General features: G+C 68.1%; 15 protein-coding genes. 2 read left to right on the top strand and 13 right to left on the bottom strand.

All coding sequences use genetic code 11. The annotated features are described in order from the left end of the window. The first annotated feature begins 12 nt into the window (after positions 1 to 12). The gene (locus tag QZ647_RS11710; RefSeq protein WP_291272333.1) at positions 13 to 2,544 is read left to right on the top strand and encodes a serine/threonine-protein kinase; all 2,532 of its coding nucleotides are present in this window, start codon (positions 13 to 15) and stop codon (positions 2,542 to 2,544) included. Positions 2,545 to 2,611: 67 nt separating this feature from the next. Here the strand turns inward: QZ647_RS11710 and QZ647_RS11705 are convergent, their stop codons facing one another. Further along, positions 2,612 to 3,361 (bottom strand): lysophospholipid acyltransferase family protein, encoded by a 750-nt coding sequence (locus QZ647_RS11705; protein ID WP_291272332.1) that lies wholly within the window; start codon positions 3,359 to 3,361, stop codon positions 2,612 to 2,614. Between the two features lie 45 nt (positions 3,362 to 3,406). Here QZ647_RS11705 and QZ647_RS11700 point away from each other — a divergent pair, with 45 nt between their 5' ends. Next, positions 3,407 to 3,625, top strand: coding sequence for a hypothetical protein (locus QZ647_RS11700; RefSeq protein ID WP_291272331.1), 219 nt, complete (start codon positions 3,407 to 3,409; stop codon positions 3,623 to 3,625). A 9-nt stretch (positions 3,626 to 3,634) separates the two neighbouring features. Here the strand turns inward: QZ647_RS11700 and ric are convergent, their stop codons facing one another. From ric to fliG, 12 genes are all read right to left on the bottom strand, one after another. Beyond that, entirely contained in the window at positions 3,635 to 4,351 is a 717-nt protein-coding gene (gene ric, locus QZ647_RS11695; protein WP_291272330.1) for an iron-sulfur cluster repair di-iron protein, read from the bottom strand. Between the two features lie 138 nt (positions 4,352 to 4,489). Then, on the bottom strand, positions 4,490 to 6,904 hold the full coding sequence (locus tag QZ647_RS11690) for an SIS domain-containing protein (RefSeq protein ID WP_291272329.1): 2,415 nt from the start codon (positions 6,902 to 6,904) through the stop codon (positions 4,490 to 4,492). Positions 6,905 to 7,026: 122 nt separating this feature from the next. Beyond that, positions 7,027 to 7,251, bottom strand: coding sequence for a membrane protein insertion efficiency factor YidD (gene yidD / locus QZ647_RS11685; RefSeq protein WP_366526188.1), 225 nt, complete (start codon positions 7,249 to 7,251; stop codon positions 7,027 to 7,029). A 73-nt stretch (positions 7,252 to 7,324) separates the two neighbouring features. Then, positions 7,325 to 8,431, bottom strand: a complete 1,107-nt coding sequence (gene ispG, locus QZ647_RS11680; protein WP_291272327.1) for a flavodoxin-dependent (E)-4-hydroxy-3-methylbut-2-enyl-diphosphate synthase — start codon at positions 8,429 to 8,431, stop codon at positions 7,325 to 7,327. 93 nt (positions 8,432 to 8,524) lie between these two features. Continuing rightward, complete coding sequence (locus QZ647_RS11675) at positions 8,525 to 9,823, bottom strand: flagellar hook protein FlgE (protein ID WP_291272326.1); 1,299 nt, start codon at positions 9,821 to 9,823, stop codon at positions 8,525 to 8,527. A gap of 28 nt (positions 9,824 to 9,851) precedes the next feature. Next, positions 9,852 to 10,502 carry a FlgD immunoglobulin-like domain containing protein gene (locus tag QZ647_RS11670; RefSeq protein ID WP_291272325.1) on the bottom strand — a complete coding sequence of 217 codons (651 nt, stop codon included), beginning with the start codon at positions 10,500 to 10,502 and terminating at the stop codon, positions 9,852 to 9,854. Between the two features lie 50 nt (positions 10,503 to 10,552). Next, complete coding sequence (locus QZ647_RS11665) at positions 10,553 to 12,256, bottom strand: flagellar hook-length control protein FliK (RefSeq protein WP_291272324.1); 1,704 nt, start codon at positions 12,254 to 12,256, stop codon at positions 10,553 to 10,555. A 114-nt stretch (positions 12,257 to 12,370) separates the two neighbouring features. Continuing rightward, the gene (locus tag QZ647_RS11660) at positions 12,371 to 12,916 is read right to left on the bottom strand and encodes a hypothetical protein (protein WP_291272323.1); all 546 of its coding nucleotides are present in this window, start codon (positions 12,914 to 12,916) and stop codon (positions 12,371 to 12,373) included. A gap of 16 nt (positions 12,917 to 12,932) precedes the next feature. Next, complete coding sequence (locus tag QZ647_RS11655; RefSeq protein WP_291272322.1) at positions 12,933 to 13,382, bottom strand: flagellar FliJ family protein; 450 nt, start codon at positions 13,380 to 13,382, stop codon at positions 12,933 to 12,935. Next, positions 13,382 to 14,704, bottom strand: coding sequence for a FliI/YscN family ATPase (locus QZ647_RS11650; protein WP_366526187.1), 1,323 nt, complete (start codon positions 14,702 to 14,704; stop codon positions 13,382 to 13,384). Before QZ647_RS11650 ends, QZ647_RS11655 begins: the two co-directional genes overlap by 1 nt. A 38-nt stretch (positions 14,705 to 14,742) precedes the next feature. Next, on the bottom strand, positions 14,743 to 15,474 hold the full coding sequence (locus QZ647_RS11645) for a FliH/SctL family protein (RefSeq protein WP_291272320.1): 732 nt from the start codon (positions 15,472 to 15,474) through the stop codon (positions 14,743 to 14,745). Further along, positions 15,464 to 16,468: a flagellar motor switch protein FliG gene (fliG, locus tag QZ647_RS11640; protein WP_286355171.1), complete on the bottom strand. Its 1,005-nt coding sequence runs from the start codon at positions 16,466 to 16,468 to the stop codon at positions 15,464 to 15,466. The genes QZ647_RS11645 and fliG overlap by 11 nt, the downstream gene beginning before the upstream one ends.

Here is a 16,468-nt window from a genome sequence, read left to right as displayed (position 1 = left end):
CCAAGGACCTGCTTGCTCTCCGACGCCTCCCACTTCGGTTCCTACCGTCTGATCTCCCGGCTCGGGGAAGGCGCCATGGGCGAAGTCTGGAAGGCCCTCGACCTGCGGCTCGAGCGGGAGGTGGCGCTCAAGATCCTGAAGGATGCCGATGATCTCCGGCGCAAGGCCCTCATCGGCGAGGCCAAGCTGGCCTGCCAGCTCAATCACCCGAACATCGCCCATATCTATGACGCGGGCGAGGTGGAGGGGACGCCCTACATTGCCATGGAGCTGGTGGTGGGCCGCACGCTCCGCGCCCTGGTGGGCCGCCCGCTCGAAGGTGAGGCCCTGCAGGACCTGGCCCGCCAGGCCGCGGCCGCCCTCTCCCACGCGCACCAGAAGGGCATCGTCCACCGTGACATCAAGCCCGAGAATCTGCTGCTGACGGATGAAGGCCAGCTCAAGATCCTGGATTTCGGCATCGCCCGCCGGGGGGCCGACGACCTTCCCGCGGGGCCGACCTCCCATCACATGACCCTCGTCGAGCACACGGCACCCGGCTACAGCCAGGGCACCCCCGCCTACATGAGCCCGGAACAGGCCAATGGCCAGCCCCTCACGGGCCAGTCGGACCAGTTCAGCCTGGGCGTGGTGCTCTACGAGCTGGCGACGGCGGTCCACCCCTTCCTGCGCGGCAGCCTCGTGGACACGCTCTACGCGGTGACGCGCGATGAGCCTCGGCCTCTTTCGGAGGCGAGGCCGGATCTCCCGCGCACCCTTCAGGACGCCATCCACCGTCTGATGGCCAAGTCCCCCAAAGACCGGTTTCCGAACCTGCAAGCCCTGGTCGCGGGGCTGTCCGAGAACATCCCCACGGCCACGGTGCCCCACCTCAGCCGGCCGGTGGCGCTGCTCCGTCGGCCCCGGCGGACCTGGCTCCTCGTTTCCTCGGGCCTGGTCCTCGTGGCGGCCGCCGGGCTCGGCGGCTGGCTGCTCCGCAGCCGCGACGGCTCCGGCCTGGGGGAAGCCCGCCGGGCCTCGCGGCTGGACTTCACCCGGGGGCGCCGGGTGGTGGCCATCCTGCCCATGGAGCAGCTGCAGCCGGATGCGGAGCATGCCTGGCTGAGCAACAGCTTCGCGGATGCCATGGCCTACGGGCTGGTGCGGCGGGACGACATCCTGGTGGTGGACCGCCTGCGGGTGGTGGAGGCCATGCACCAACTGGGCGACACCCCCGGGCAGGCCCCCCGGGCCCTCGGCGAATTGGGCCGCCAGCTCAAGGCGGAGCTGCTGGTCCTGGGCAGCTATCAGGTCGTGGGGGGGCAGCTCCGCATGGGGGTTCGCGTGGTGGATGTGGCGCGGGGGGCGACCCGGCACCAGTTCCAGCTGGACCGCCCCGTGACCGACCTCCTGAAGCTGGAGGACGAGCTGCAGCAGCGGCTGCCCCAGGAGATGGGGCTGGGCAGCGATCCAGGCTCGCTTCGCTCCCAGGCCAAGAACCCCCGCACCCGGGAGCTCTACACCAAGGCCCTCCAGGTCATCACCGATGGCAACCAGGATGCGGTCCAGCTGGCGAACTCCCTGCTGGCCTCGGCCATCGAGATCGAGCCCGACTACGCCCCGGCCCGGGCGGAATACGCCTGGACCCTGGCGGAGCTGGGTGCGACCCGCGCCTTGAGCCAGGGACGCTTCGCCGAGGGGCAGGCCCTGCTCCGCCAGGGCAAGGCCGCTGCCGAGCAGGCCATCGCCCTGGATCCCAGCGCCTCCCAGGCCTACCGGGCCCTGGGTTCCATCCTGCTGCGACTGGGCGATCTGGAGGGCGCGAGCCGCTCCGCGCTCCAGGCCGTGCGGCTTGATCCCGCGGACCACAAGGCCTACGATGTGCTGGCGGATGTCTTCGCGGGCCTGGAAGGCGAGGACAACCACCAGACGGCCCGGCGCTACTTCGAGAAGTCCCTGGCGCTCTTCCCCGAGGGTTGGCAGGCCCACCACCGGTACGGCGTGCTGCTGCAGAATGACGGCGACCTCCTCCAGGCCCTCGAGCATGCGGACCGGGCCATCGCCCTGCGGCCCTCCGCCGAGTACGCCTATGTCACCGCCGCGGATGCCCTGCTCTGGATGGGGCGCGCTCCCGAGGCGGAAGTCCGGCTGAAGGCCGGCCTGCGCGAGGTGCCGACTTCCAATGTGCTGCGCAGCCTCATGGCCTACACCGCCTGGGACCGCGGGGATCGCGCCTCCGCCGAAGGGTATCTCCGGGAGCTGGAGAACGCCTGGCCTCCGGACCACTCCAACACCGTGCTCCTGGTGGCGGTCAAGCAGGCCGTGGAGGGCGAGGCGGCGGCCGCCCGGGCGCAGATCGAAAGCTACCGGCAGAAGCTGCTGGCCTCGGATCTCGCGGCCAAGAAGCACAACGAGAAGCGGGTGCTTTCCGTGAACCTCTACTTCATGGCCCGCATGGCCGCCCGGCTGGGTGATCCGACGGGCGCCAGGAACCTGCTCGACTTGGCGGACCGCCTGCACACGGGCAAGCGCCGCGTGGCCCAGCAGGATCCGGCCTTCCGGTAGGATCTTCTAAGATCTGTTTTCAAATTCCACGACACCGCGACGAAGTCGCGGCATTTGAAAACAGACCCTAGCAGGCCGTTTCGTGGGCCTGGGCCACCAGCTCTTCGATGCGGCGGCGCACTTCCTGCACGAGGGCTTCGCGATCCGGGTGGTCGGCCGGGTGGACGGGCTGGCCCATCAGGAGGGTGTACCGTCCCGGCCGGATCTTCAGGCTGCCCGGCGGGAGCACCTGATGGCCCCCCACAGTGGCCATGGGCACGATGGGCACGCCCGCATCCTGGGCCAGGGCGAAGCCGCCCTTCTTGAAGGGCAGCATCTGGCCGGTGTGGCTGCGGGTGCCTTCGGGAAAGATCACCACATTCTTGCCGTCGCGGATCTGCTGGGCCGCTTCGAGGATGCTGCGGCGGGCCCGCTCCCGGTCGCCGCGGTCGATGAAGATCACCCCTGCGGCCCACCCGGCCCAGCCGATGAAGGGCACATACTTCAGCTCCTTCTTGGCGATGTAGACCGCGGGAAGCGGAAGGGCGGCCACCAGGATGGGGGGGTCCATCTGGCTTTCGTGGTTCGACATGAAGATCACGGACTGGCGGCCTTCGCGGATGGCATCCGGCATCTGCTCCCAGCCATGGAGGGTGTAGGGGATGTGGCAGAACCAGGCCATGCCGCGGGCGAACATCGGCCCGACCGTGAAGAAGGCCCGCTGCCGACCGAGGACAGGCACGGCCAGCAGGATGCCCAGGACGGTCAGGGGTACCGTCGCCAGGGCCCAGGCCACCATCACAACTCCGCCGAATCCCGTGTCCCGCCAGTTGGCCACGACGCCTCCTCGTGCTATTCAAGCTAGCAGTTCTGGAGGTCTCCCGTGGGCATCACTGAGCAGATCCTGACCGACCACGCCACGCGAAAAGACGGGGAGGGCGTCACCTGGTTCACGGCCGCCGATCTGGCGCGGCTGGGCATCCGGGACGCGCTGTTCACCGTGATGCAGACCGTCCAGCACACCCTCCGCATGCGGAGGGCGCGCCAGATCGTCGAAAGCCACGGCTGCACGGATCGCTGGAGCGTGCAGGACGCCCACTGACCCGAAGGGTCAGACGCGGACACCCGCCTCCATCGCCGTGGCACGGGGGTGGAGAATCTGGTTTTCCAGGTAGATGTGCAGGTGCAGGTCGCGCTCCATGGTCTCCAGGCCGTCGTAGAGGGCCCGGAAGGTGGCGCAGCCGTCCGCCGGCGTGGTGTAGGCACCGGTGAGGTCCCGAAGCTCCGTCAGTAGGGCCCCGACGGCCTCGTGTTCCATTTCCATGACGCGGATGGGGCTCTGCACCGAGCCGAAGCAGGAGGAACCCGTCTGCCCCTGTTCCATCTGCCGGATGAAGGGGAAGAGAATCTGCTCTTCCTTCATCATGTGCGGCATGAGGTCGGCCACCAGGGCCCGGTAGAGCTGGCCCACGCGCTCCAGTTCAGGGTGCCGCTCGCCGTGGGCCCGGAGAACCTTCTCGAGGAGCATCTCGAGACGGGGCATCTCCTCGCGGAGGTAGTCGTGGTGGGTGACCACGATGTGCTGGATGAGGTCTCCGAGCGGGGCGTGAGTCCAGTCGCGGAGCGAGGGGACGCCTGCGGTGGGAATCTCCACGGTGGCCAGGCCCTTCAGGACTTCTTCAGGATCCTGGTGGGCGAGCTGACAGGCTTCTGCCAGGCTGCGGTGGCCACCGCAGCAGTAGTCGATGCCCAGGCGCTCGAAGTAGCGCATGGTTTCGGGCCGCGCCATCACCAGCTCGCCCACCTTCGTGTCCAGTTCCGTGTTCATGTCGGCTCCTCGGTGGGGACGGTCCCCCGGCACCCAGGATGAGGTGGTCGGGCCGTGAAGGGCATCACATCTTGACTAAAAAGGTCATATTTTCTTTAATTCTTTCGATGAAAACCTATCTACTTGATTTCACGATTTTTAATCTACGGTAATGGACTTCGATACATTCTTGGGGGCGTCTGGATGGACCCCATGGTCGGCCACGGTCAGTCGGTCCAGGTATTCCATCTTCAGCACGGACATGCGGAAGGCCAGGCGCTGGAGGGCCACGGTCGCGGCGAAGACGAAGAGGTTGGGATCGCCGCTGAAGGGGACCTCGATGTACTTCGACCAGTAGCGGTCCTGTCCCATGGGCTTGCCCGCCACGGCCAGGGCCAGCTCGGGCTGCTTTTCCGCGATGAGCATGATGTCGGCACCGCGGATCTTGTGGGTGTGGATCTGGCTGATGGTGATGCGGATGTCGCGCTCCTCGCTGGGGCATACGAAGAGCAGGGGGTAGTTGGAGAACCGGGTCTCCACCAGCTCCGGCCAGGCCTGGAGGGCCTCGATCCCCCCGGCGAAGGGGCGCCCGTCACGGTGCTGCTCGTAGACTTCCAGCAGGCCCGCCAGGTCCTGGATGGAGAACAGGGTGTTCTTGCCGAGGATGGTGTTGGGGCCGTGCTTGAACTCGGCCGCATCGTAGCCTTCGGCGTGGTTGAGCACGACTTCCCGGATCTTGAGGGCGCCCTCGCGGGCCAGGCCGATGAGGCCCGTGCCAAGGATGTGCAGGGAGGGCTCCAGGTAGAGGCGCTTCGCGGCCTCCTCCACATCGCGCTCGCACATCCGGAGGGTTTCGGCGATGAGTTCCTTGGCGCGCTCCAGGTTGGCGGCGATCTTCCGCTCGGTGAGCGAGAAGGAGGCGGCCAGCACATACAGGATGGCCACCTGGTTGAGGAAGCTCTTGGTGGCGGCCACGGCGATCTCGGGACCGCAGAGGATGGGCAGGTAGAACTCGGACAACTCCTGCGGGATGCGGCTGTTCTCGTTGTTCACCAGGGAGATCCGCCGCAGCCCCGGCACCCGGGCGCGCACATCCTGGAAGATGTCCACCAGGTCCTTCGTCTCGCCGGACTGGGTGATGCCGAGGAGGAGGTCGCGGGGCTGGAGTGCGTTCAGGTACATGGACCGGAACATGCCCGGATTGCACGGGAAGACGGCCACGCCTGAGAGGTTGTTGAAGAAGGTGGCCGCCACCAGGGCCGCGTGGTACGAGGTGCCCGAGGCGACCAGGAAGACGCGCCCGCCCTCCTTTTGCGTCTCCCGGATCGCCTGCACCAGCTCCATGAGATGGCGCGTGACCCGGCGGCGCTTCTTCCAGATGAAGAGCAGGTCGAAGAGGGCCAGAGCCTCGGAGGCCTGGGGATCGAGGCGTTCCAGGTCTGCAAGCAGCTGACGCTCGTCCGACAGGGGGCGCCCGCCGTGGGCCCGCAGGACATCGGCGTGGGGCTTCACCCGGGTGGTCAGCTCCCGATGGACGGGATCCGCCAGGAGCCCCTTGAAGGCCGCCACCAGGGCGGGTTCGTGGGGGGCCTCGTAGAGCGCGAGAACCTTGCCCAGCAGGGCCTTGCAGAGGTCCTTCCGGTCCTCGAAGGCGGCGAACAGGCCCTCGGTTTCGGGCGAGCGGAAGTAGTAGCGGAGCACCTCGTCCAGGTTGTCGGGCGCCGAGGCGATCTCCTGCTCCATGAAGTAGCGGAAGGGGGCCCGCAACCCCGTGTCGCGCACATTGAGCTTGGAGCGTTTGGGCCGCGGCACCGAGAACGCGAAGTCCTTGCCCAGGGTGAAGACCAGGTAGTCACGCTCCGTGAACCAGAGCCCCTCGCCCTCGGAGAGGGGGATGAGCATGCGGGTCTTGGAGAGCACGGATGTGAGGTCGCTGGACACCACCACGAAGTCGCCGTGGGCGTCGGTGCCGATGCCCGCATAGAGCGAGGAGCCGGATTTCACGGCCACCACGCCGGGCACCTTCGGATCCGCGAAGGCCGCGGCATAGGAGCCCTCGGCGCGGGCATCGGCCTTGCGGGCCGCATCCATCAGGAGGAAGGCGCCGTCGGGAATGGCAGCCTTCAGCCCGGCGGCCGCGTAGGCGGCCCGGCAGGCCGCCAGGGCCGAACTGGGGTCAGCCAGGTTGGCGGCGTAGGCATCCTCGGTGAGGTGCGTGATCATCTCGCCGTCGTTGTCGGAGACCACGGTGTGGCCCTGAATGGTCAGGGCGGGCTTGAGCGCATCCGTGTTCGAGATGTTGCCGTTGTGGGCCCCCACCATCTCGACCTTGCAGCGCACGAGGTGGGGCTGGCTGTTCACATCCGTGACGGCGCCGTAGGTGGCCCAGCGCACCTGGCCGATGAATCGCTGGCCGGCCTGCCGGTCGATGCCCAGCTCGGGCACCACGCGGCTGGGGGCGCCGACCTTCTTCAGGAGCTTGATGGCCCCGTCGTCCCCGATGAAGGAGGCTCCGGTGGAGTCGTACCCGCGGTATTCCAGGCGCTTCAGCAGCTCACCGGCCTCCCGCCCCATGGCGGAAACCTCGGATCCATAGCACAACGACACGATTCCGCACACCGCCGGACCTCCCCAAAGCCTTCATCAGCATTCATCACAGGCCAAAGCCACCCTCCATCCTGGGATAGAAGGGTGGTTTATGGAACCGGGTCGATCCCGCCCTGGGTCAGGGGTGAACAGCGGAGCAGGCGCCAGGTGGTGAGCAGGCCGCCGCGAAGGGTGCCGTACCGCTGGATGCAGCCCAGGCCGTAGTGGCTGCAGGTGGGGGTGAACTTGCACTGGGTGGGGAGGTGGCTGGACAGGGTCGCCTGGTAGGTGCGGATCAGACCGCGGCAGACCCAGGCGGTGGGCTGGAAGCGCACGGGCAGGCAGGCTTCCAGCACCAAGTAGAGCCCGAGGGCCGCCAGGGGGTGGGCCGCCAGCCAGGCCACCACCCTAGGCCTTCGCCGCATCCGCCTCGGCCTTCACTTTCCGGGCTTCCTCAAGGAAAGCGGGGACCAGATCCTCCTCCTTCACCTTCCGGATGAGCTCGCCCTTGCGGTAGATGAGACCCTCGCCCGCGCCGCCGGCCACGCCGAGGTCGGCGTCCTTGGCCTCGCCGGGGCCGTTCACCACGCAGCCCATGACGGCGTAGGTGATGTTCTCGTGGTTGATGGCCTTGAGGCCTTCTTCGATCTCATGGGCCACCCGGTTGAGGTCGATCTGCACGCGCCCGCAGCTGGGGCAGCTCACCATGCGGAAACCACCGGTGCGCAGGGCGAGCGACCGCAGCATCTCGTGGCCCACGCGGCACTCGTCCTCCCCGTCACCCGTCAGGGACACGCGGATGGTGTCGCCCAGACCCTCGGCCAGGAGGATGCCCATGCCCACACTGGAGCGGATGGTGCCACCGAAGGGCGTGCCCGCCTCGGTGATGCCCAGGTGGAAGGGGTAGTCCACCTGCTTCGCCAGCAGCCGGTAGGCCTGCACGGTGCGGACCACATCGCTGGCCTTGAGGCTGATCTTGATGTCGCGGAAGCCCTCGCGCTCGAGGACCTCGATGTGGCGCAGGGCGCTCTCCACCATGGCCTCGGGGGTGGCGGTGCCGAACTTCTCCAGCAGGTCCTTCTCGAGGCTGCCGCCGTTCACGCCGATGCGGATGGGAATGCCTTTCGCGCCGGCCTTGTCCACCACGGCCTTGACTCGGTCCTGGCCGCCGATGTTGCCCGGATTGATGCGCAGGCAGGCGGCGCCCCCGTCGGCGGCCACGAGGGCCAGGCGGTAGTCGAAGTGGATGTCGGCCACCACGGGGATGGGGCTGCGGTCGCAGATCTCATGGAAGACTTCGCCGGCTTTCTTGGTGGGCACGCTCACGCGGACGATCTCGCAGCCGGCGTTGGCGTAGCCGTAGATCTGGTTGACCGTGGCCTCCACATCCCGGGTGTCCGTCTTGGTCATGCTCTGGACGCTGATGGGGGCGTCCCCGCCCACCGGCACCTTGCCCACCAGGATCTGGCGGGTCTTCCGACGGGGGGCGAGGGGCTGGAGTTCCTGATCGGACATGGGGCCTCGGTCAAAGAATCCAGTTTACCCGCCTATGGATGGCTGTACGCAGCGCGCGGCCCGGGTGGGCCGCGCGACGAACGGGAAGTCCTGTTACCGCTTGAGGTTCAGGGTTTCCTGAAGCAGCTCGTCGGTGGTGGTCACGATGCGGGAATTGGCCTGGTAGCCGCGCTGGCTGAGGATGAGCTTGGTGAATTCGCCGGCCACATCCACATTGGAGAGCTCGAGGTTGGAGCCCAGCACGCCGCCGCGACCGCCCTGGTTGGCCAGGCCGACGGTGGGGGAACCCGAGGCGAGGCTCTGGCCCCAGTGGTTGTTGCCGGTCTGCACGAGGCCGTTCACATTGTTGAAGCTGGAGAGGGCCACCTGGGCAAGGGAGATGACCTGGCCGTTGGTGAAGGTGCCGCTGATGATGCCGTTCTGGTCCACGGTCAGGTCGCGCAGGGTGCCGGCCGCGTAGCCGTCCTGGAAGCTGCTGCTGGTGGTGCTGGCCGCGGAATACTGGGTCAGGTTGACGGAGTTGTCGGGGTTGACGATGTTCCAGGTGATGTCCTGGGAGGCGGTCCCGTTGTTCCAGTTGATGGCGGTCAGCTTGGGATTGTTCCCGGCGGTTGGGGCCGCGCCATTGATGGTCAGCAGGGTGCCGGCCGCGCTGAAGGTCAGCGTGCCGGTGGCGCCGCCGCCGATGGTGGCCGGGGCGGCGACAGAGGCCGCGTAGTCCCAGGTGTTGGGCCCCGTCTTTGTGTAGGTGACGATGATGTTCTGCGCATTGCCCTGGCTGTCGTAGACCTGGATGGGGGTCGTGAGCGAGGACACGGGGGCGCTGGGGGGGACCGTCGAGGTCGGGTCGAAGGTGGAGGCGTTCAGGTTGATGCCCAGGCGCACATTCTGGGTGGCGAAGGCGCTAGCGGTGGTGCTGGCGTCGATGCGGATGGGGGCCAGGGAGGCGGAGGTGTTCACCAGGCCCGTGGCCGTGTCCCGGTTCCAGCCCATGACATTGGCACCATCGCTGGCCACCAGGAAGCCGGCGTTGTTGCGGGTGAAGTTCCCGGCCCGGCTGAAGACCTGGCGGCCGTCAGAGGTCTGGAGGGTGAAGAACCCGTTGCCCTGGATGGCCATGTCGAGGGCGTTGCCCGTGCTCTGGAAGGAGGACTGGGAGAAGTCCTGGCTGACGCTGTTGGTCTGCACGCCCAGGCCGAACTGGATGGGGTTGCCGTTCCCCTGCGTGGACACGCCGCCCAGGCTCGTGCTGAAGATGTCGCGGAAGGTCGTGCTGGAGCCCTTGAACCCGACCGTGTTGATGTTCGACAGGTTGTTGCCGATCACATTCAGGGCACTGGCGTTGGTGGACAGGCCCGAAAGGCCGGAGTAGAAGGCGGAGTAGAGGCTCATGGGGTTCTCCTGGGGTCTGGGGTCGGGTTCAGGCGGTGATTTCGAGGACATCGGCGAGGGAGAAGATGTTGCCTCCCGAAGCCAGGTAGATGCCGTTGTCCTTGAAGGTCACGGCGTCCACCTTCAGGGTCAGGCTGGTGCGGAAACTCACGGCTTTGCCATCGTCGCCGGTGGCCGAGACCTCCACCTTGTAGGCACCGTCCGGCAGCGGCGTGCCCGAGGCATCCTTGCCGTCCCAGGCGAGGGTCGAGGCGCCCCGGTTGAGGTGGCCCTGGGGCAGGGTGGCCACCACATTGCCGGTGGCGTCGCGCACGGTCACGGTCACATTGGCCGCGGAGGCGAGCTCCAGGTTCATGGCGGCCTGGCCGGACTTCAGGTTGAAGCCGGAGCCGTCCACCTTCACAGTCTTGCCCACCAGGCCCGCAGTCTGGGCCTGGAAGAGGCCGGCGGTCTGGGTCTGGAGGCCGGTCAGCAGGGTGTTGGTCTGCTGGCTCTGCTCCAGGCTCGAGAAGCTGGTGAGCTGCTGGACCATCTGGTTGGGATCCTGGCCGGCCCCCGTGGGGTCCTGGTTCTTCAGCTGGGCGACCAGCAGCTTGAGGAATCCGTCCTTGTCCAGGGCGTTCTTGGCCGTAGCCGTCTTATTGGTCGTCGTGGTGGCGGCGGTGGTCGCGCTGATCATGCCGGTTTCCATAGGGACCTCCAGGGGGGTGAGAACAGGAAGCGTGCCGATCAGGCGTAGAGCTCGACATGGTGCGGGTTCAGGATGGACGGGGCGGCGGCTGCGGGTGCTTCTTGCCGGGCTGCCAGCCCCGCGAGCGGGGAACGGTCCCGGAAGGCGGGCGGCGGGGGCGCCTCCTGGAAGGGGCGGTGGCCCTGCTGGAGATCGAAACTGCCCAGTTGTAGACCTTGTTCCCGGAGGGACTGCTCCAGGTGGGGACGACCTTCCTGGACGGCCTGGACCGAGGCGGGCTCGGTGACCCACAGACGGGCATGGACCTCGCCGCCTTCGACGCGGAGATGGATGGTCACCTGGCCCAGGGACTCCGGGTGCAGCTGGAGGCGGGCTTCCTGAGCCCCGCCCTTGAGCATCCAGCGGAGGCTCCCATCGATCTGGGCGATGGGGCCGGCGGGGGGCGGCGGGGGGGCACTGGGGGGCGCGGCCGGAACGACCGGGGCTGGCGCAGAGGCTCGATTCGACGGTGAGATCGGAGCTCCGGCGGCGGTCAGGGCCGAGGTTTCGGCATGCGTCGCCGCCCGCGGCATCACCGTCTCGGGCGGCAGAAGGCCCGCTTCCGGTTTCAGGGGCGAGGGCTCCGCCGCTTGAACGGCTGAAGATGCTGCGGCCACGGGAGGGTCGATGGCGGTCTCGGAAACGGCAGGGCCCGGGGTGGTGCCTGAAGCCTTGATCCGGTCCTGGCGCAGATCCGCGGTGCGCAGTCCCGGCGTGGGCGGGGCGCTGGGTTCAGGCGTCACCAAGGGGACCGCCGACTCAACAACTGACTTCTGAGGGGCGAGGGGTTGGGGGCCGGCGGTCTTCTTGGAGGCCGGGCTGGCCTCCTTGGGATCGGGCGGGGCCGGTTGGGCTGAGGCCTGAGGCGTTGGGGGCGGAGTCACGGCAAGGACTGCCGGGGCCCCGGCACCCTTGGCGGCAGGGTCCGGCACCGAGGGGCCTTGAATCACCTGGATCGGCAAGGCGGTCTGGGTGGTGGAGGTGGTCGGGTCAAGCTGGCTGGGGAGGTTGGTGGTGATGGGAGAGCCGGTGGGAACCGGGGTCGGGGGCGTCTGCGTGGTCGAAGCAGAGGCCGGGGCTTCCGGGGCCGCCTCACCCTTCGAGGGGGCGGGAACGGGAAGGACGGAGTCCGCCGGAAGGGCGGCTGGGACGGGGGTCGGGGCGGAGGTCGGGGGGGTGGCCGCCGGCACTTGAGCGGGCGTTCCCAGGCCCTTGGTGGGCTCGGTGGTGGCCGCTACGGAGGGGGCCGGTTGGGGCGCCACGGCGGCGGCCAGCGTCGCTGGGGGAAGCGCGGGCGGGGCGGTAGCTGCGGGCGTCACCGCCGCGGGAGCAGCTGCGTCCTGAGTGCCCTCGGCCTTTTCGCGCGCCGCCGGGGCCTTGGTGGGGGGGGTGGTCGGGGCTTCGGGTTTGGTGTCCTGGGCCTGGGGGGCTTGGGCTCGAGCCGCGGCCTCGCGACGCGACGCCTCGGGCCCCGCAGGCTCAGGCCGTGCCTGGCCGCCCTCGTTGGCGGTGGCCTCCGTCCGGTCTGCCTGGCCTGAAGCCTGGCCAGAGGTTTGGGGCGACCTCTGGGAGGGCGTCTGGACGAATTGGGCCATCAGCCCGGCAAACTGGCCGTCGGAAGCCTCGAGTTCCTTGGCTTCCGGGCGCTCCGCCAGGGAGCGTTCGGGGACTGCAAGGACTGCTGTCGCACCGGCTGGAAGCATGGAAACTCCGCACCCGGACCTTCCGGGTAGGCTTCCAGCGCGAGGACCGTGCCGTGACCATCGGGCAGAAAATGACTAATGCTCCGCGGGGACCCGCATGCCCCGCCAACCCTCTCAGGCGGCAGGATCCTTCGGCTTGCTCAGGCCGACCCGCTCGGACAGGCGGCCCGCCAGCTTCGCATCCAGGGGGGCCAGCTGATCCATGAGCCTGGCGGCCTTCTTGGGGGTCATGCCCGCGAGGAGGGCCACGGCCACATCCATGTTCTGGCCGGCCAGCTCCTTCATGGCCTGGGCTCCGGCGGCGGGTTCCATGGCCTCGTAGGTGCGGATGATCTGGGTATCGATGACCGGGCGGACTTTAAGCTGTTCCAGCTTCGCCAGGGCATCCTGGACGGCCTTCTCCCGGGTGGCGAGCTCGCCGCGGTCCTTGTCGAGGGTGGTCTGCAGGGTGTTGAGCCGCTGCTCCAGCTGGCGCAGGTCCGCCTCCTTCTGGGCGATGGATTTCTCCCGGGCCTGGAGCTGGGAGGCCAATTCGGCCACCTTCACCCCCTCGGCGGCGGCCCCTTTCGGGTCGCCCTTGGGTTCCTGGGCGGACAGCCAGATCACGCCCGCGGACAAGACGACGGGCGCCGAGATCCAGAGAAGGTAGCGGGCGTTCATGGGGGACTCCTGGGGTCTAGGCGCTCTGGCGGTGGTGGCGGAGGACGGCCAGCTCGTCCATGTCGAGGATCTCGCGGAGCTGCTGCTCCCGGGCATGCAGGAGGGCCCTGCGCTCCTTGAGGCGCACCAGCATGAGGTGATTGCGGTGGGCCAGCACCAGGGCCGCCCGGGCGGCGGCCACCTGGGCCACGGCCTCCCGCAGGCGTTCGTAACCTTCGAGCTGGCGGCGCTCCAACACGACCAGGAAGCGCTCTCCGGCCCGCCACAACTCCAGGTCGAGGGCCTGGCCCGAGGCGGTGCGGCGGGATTCGAAGATGGCGCGGTGCTGCCGGGCCAGGTCCTCAAGGTGCTCGCGCACCTCGCGCTCTGCCTGGAGGGCCCGGGCCAGACTGCGTTCGGCCTCGCGTTCCAGAGCCTCCCGCAGCTTGCGCAGCGGCTCAAGACGGAAGTGGAACCGGGCGGCCATCAGGCGCGTCCCTTCAGGAACGGCGCGAGGTCGATGCCGAAGATCTGGCCCATGGCGAGCATGGCCTGGTGATGATCGGAGGCCTCGGCGGTGGCCTGGCGGAGGAAGGCCTGGATGGCGGGCTGGAACTGGATGGCCTGGTCGATGGCGGAGCTGGAGCCCTTGGTGTAGGCGCCGATCTGGATGAGATCCTCGGCATCCTGGTAGGTGGCCATGAGGTCGCGCAGCTTGCTGGCCAGCTGCTTCTGCTCCGGGGGCGCCAGGGCGCTGAAGAGGCGCGAGAGGCTGGCCAGCACATCAATGGCAGGGAAGTGGTTCTTCGAGCCGAGTTTGCGCGAAAGCACCACATGGCCGTCCAGGATGCCGCGCACGGCGTCGCTGATGGGCTCGTTCATGTCGTCGCCCTCCACCAGCACCGTGTAGATGCCGGTGATGGAGCCCATGCCCTCGAAGGTGCCGGCCCGCTCCATGAGACGCGGCAGCAGGGCGAAGACTGAGGGCGTGTAGCCCCGGGAGCTGGGCGGTTCTCCGGCACTGAGGCCCACTTCCCGCTGGGCCATGGCGAAGCGGGTGACGCTGTCCATCATCAGCAGCACATCCTTGCCCTGACGCATGAAATACTCGGCCACCGTGGTGCCGGCCATGGCGCAACGGAGGCGGAGCAGGGGCGTCTGGTCGCTGGTGGAGACCACCACCACGCTGCGGCGGAGGCCCTCCTCGCCCAGGTCGTTCTCGATGAACTCGCGCAGCTCGCGGCCCCGCTCACCCACCAGCGTGATCACATTCACCTCGGCCGAGGTGTTGCGGGCCACCATGCCGAGCAGGGTGGACTTGCCCACGCCCGATCCCGAGAAAATGCCCACCCGCTGGCCCTTGCCCAGGGTGAGCAGGCCGTCGATGGCCCTTACGCCCGTGGACAGGACCTGGTCGATCCGCTTGCGGCGCATGGGGTTGGGCGGTGGGCCCTGGAGGGGCAGATGGGCCGTGGCTTCGATGGGCGGTCCCCCATCCAGGGGCCGGCCCAGGGGATCGATCACGCGGCCCAGCAGGTCCTCGGACAAGGGCAGTTCCGATTGGTGGCCCGTGCCCTCCACCCAAAGGCCCGGGCGGATGCCTTCGGTCTCTTCGATGGGCATGAGCAGCACGCGCTGACCGGAGAATCCCACCACTTCCGCATGGATAAGCCGCGGGCGCCCCGCCTGATCCAGGCCGTGGATGAGCATCTGCTCGCCCACGGAGCACTCGGGGCCCGTGGATTCGACCACCAGGCCCACCACCTTGGTGACCCGGCCCATCCAGTCGGCCTTCGGGAGTCCCCGCATGCGGGCCGCGAGGGCCCCGGGATCCAGGAGGACGGGGCTCATGGAGCCTGGCCCTCGCGCATGCGGGCGATGAGCTGGAGGAGGCGCTCACGGCGACCCTCCAGGCTGCCGTTGAGAACACCCTGGGGGGTCTCGGCCCGCAAGCTGCCACGCGACAGGCTGGCATCGGCCGTCAGATTCAGGCCCCCGTGACCGACGAATTGATCGCCGACCTGGCTGAGGTCCTGAGGGTTGAGGAAGACCAGCAAGGGCGCTTCCCCCTCCCGGCGGCCGTGGGGCAGCGGAAAGGGAAGTTCCTCCAGCACCCCTTCCATGAGCGCCTTCACCGCCCCGGGGGAACGGTCGATCTGCTGGACAGCCAGGTGTTCGCCCACGGCCAGGGCCAGGGCCACCATCTCCTCGTTCAGGGCTTCGCGGAGGGCGAGGGTCACCTGGGACAGCTCGTCCAGGTGCTCCACCAGGCGCTGGATGTAGCCCTTGTACTGGCTTTCGCCGAAGGTGCGGCCCTCGGCCTCGCCCGAGGCGAAGCCCTCCTCGTAGGCCCGGCGGGCGATGTCTTGGGCCTGGCGCTCCGCTTCTTGGAGGCGGTCCACGAGGCGCTGCTCCACGGGCACCTGAGAGGCGGCTTCGTCGCCCAGGTCCGAGGCGACGGAGCTGCCACCCTCGTCGAGTCCGCCATGGCTAAGCGTCGCGTCCACGGGGAAGTAGGGGAAGGCCTCCAGGCGCGTGCCCTGGATGTCCTCGGACCGGATGAACCCCTTATGTGACATAGTCCTCGCCCCCGCCACCGCCGATGCTGATGACGCCTTCCTCTTCCAGCTGGCGGACGATCTCCACGACCTCGTGCTGGGACTTTTCCACATCCTTCAGCTTCACGGGGCCCATGAACTCCATCTCTTCCTTCATGAGTTCCACGGCGCGGCTGGACATGTTGCGGAAGAACTGGTTCTGCAGTTCCTCGCTGGTGCCCTTGAGGGCGATGGTGAGGGTCTTCTTGTCCGCCCGCTTGAGGATCTCGGTGATGCCGTTGTCGTCGATGAGCAGGATGTCGTCGAAGACGAACATGAGGTCGCGGATGCTGGCGGCCAGCTGGGGATTCTCGGTCTCGATCTTCTCCAGCACGGCGCGGCCGGTATTGCGATCCATGCGGTTGAAGAGCTCCGCCACGGCTCGGACGCCGCCGTAGGCTTCCGTTGCGAACGAGCCCAGGGCCTCCAGCTTCTGCTCGAGGATGAGGCTGATGCGGCGCACCACCTCGGGGCTGATTTCCTGGAGGCTGGCCATGCGCATGGCCACATCGCTGCGCAGGGCTTCAGGCAGGCTCGAGATGAGCTCCGCGGCCTGCGAGGCGTTCAGGTGGGCCAGGATGAGGGCGATGGTCTGCGGGTGCTCGTTCTGGATGAACTTGGAGAGCTGCTGGGGATTGGCGCGTTCCAGGCTGGTGAAGCCCGCGCTGGATTCCAGGGCCTTCACGAGGCGGTCGATGATCTTGCGCGCCACTTCCGGACCCACGGACTTGATGAGCAGCTTCTTGGCGTACTCGATACCGCCCTGGCTGATGTAGCTGCGGGCCTGGGTCATGGTGTGGAACTCCTCCATGACCTCTTCCGCGACTTCGGGTTGCACATGCTTGGTGATGGCGATCTCGCGGGAGATCGTCTGGATTTCATCTTCTTCGAGGTATTTGAAGATGCTCGCGGCGGTCTCGTCGCCCAGGGAAACCATGAGCACGGCGGCCTTCTGCATGCCGGTCAGCTTCGCCAT

It is taken from the genome of Geothrix sp. (assembly GCF_020622065.1).
Lineage (GTDB): Bacteria > Acidobacteriota > Holophagae > Holophagales > Holophagaceae > Geothrix.
The sequence above is the reverse complement of the archived record's forward strand: the minus strand, read 5'-3'. Positions and strand labels throughout refer to the sequence as shown.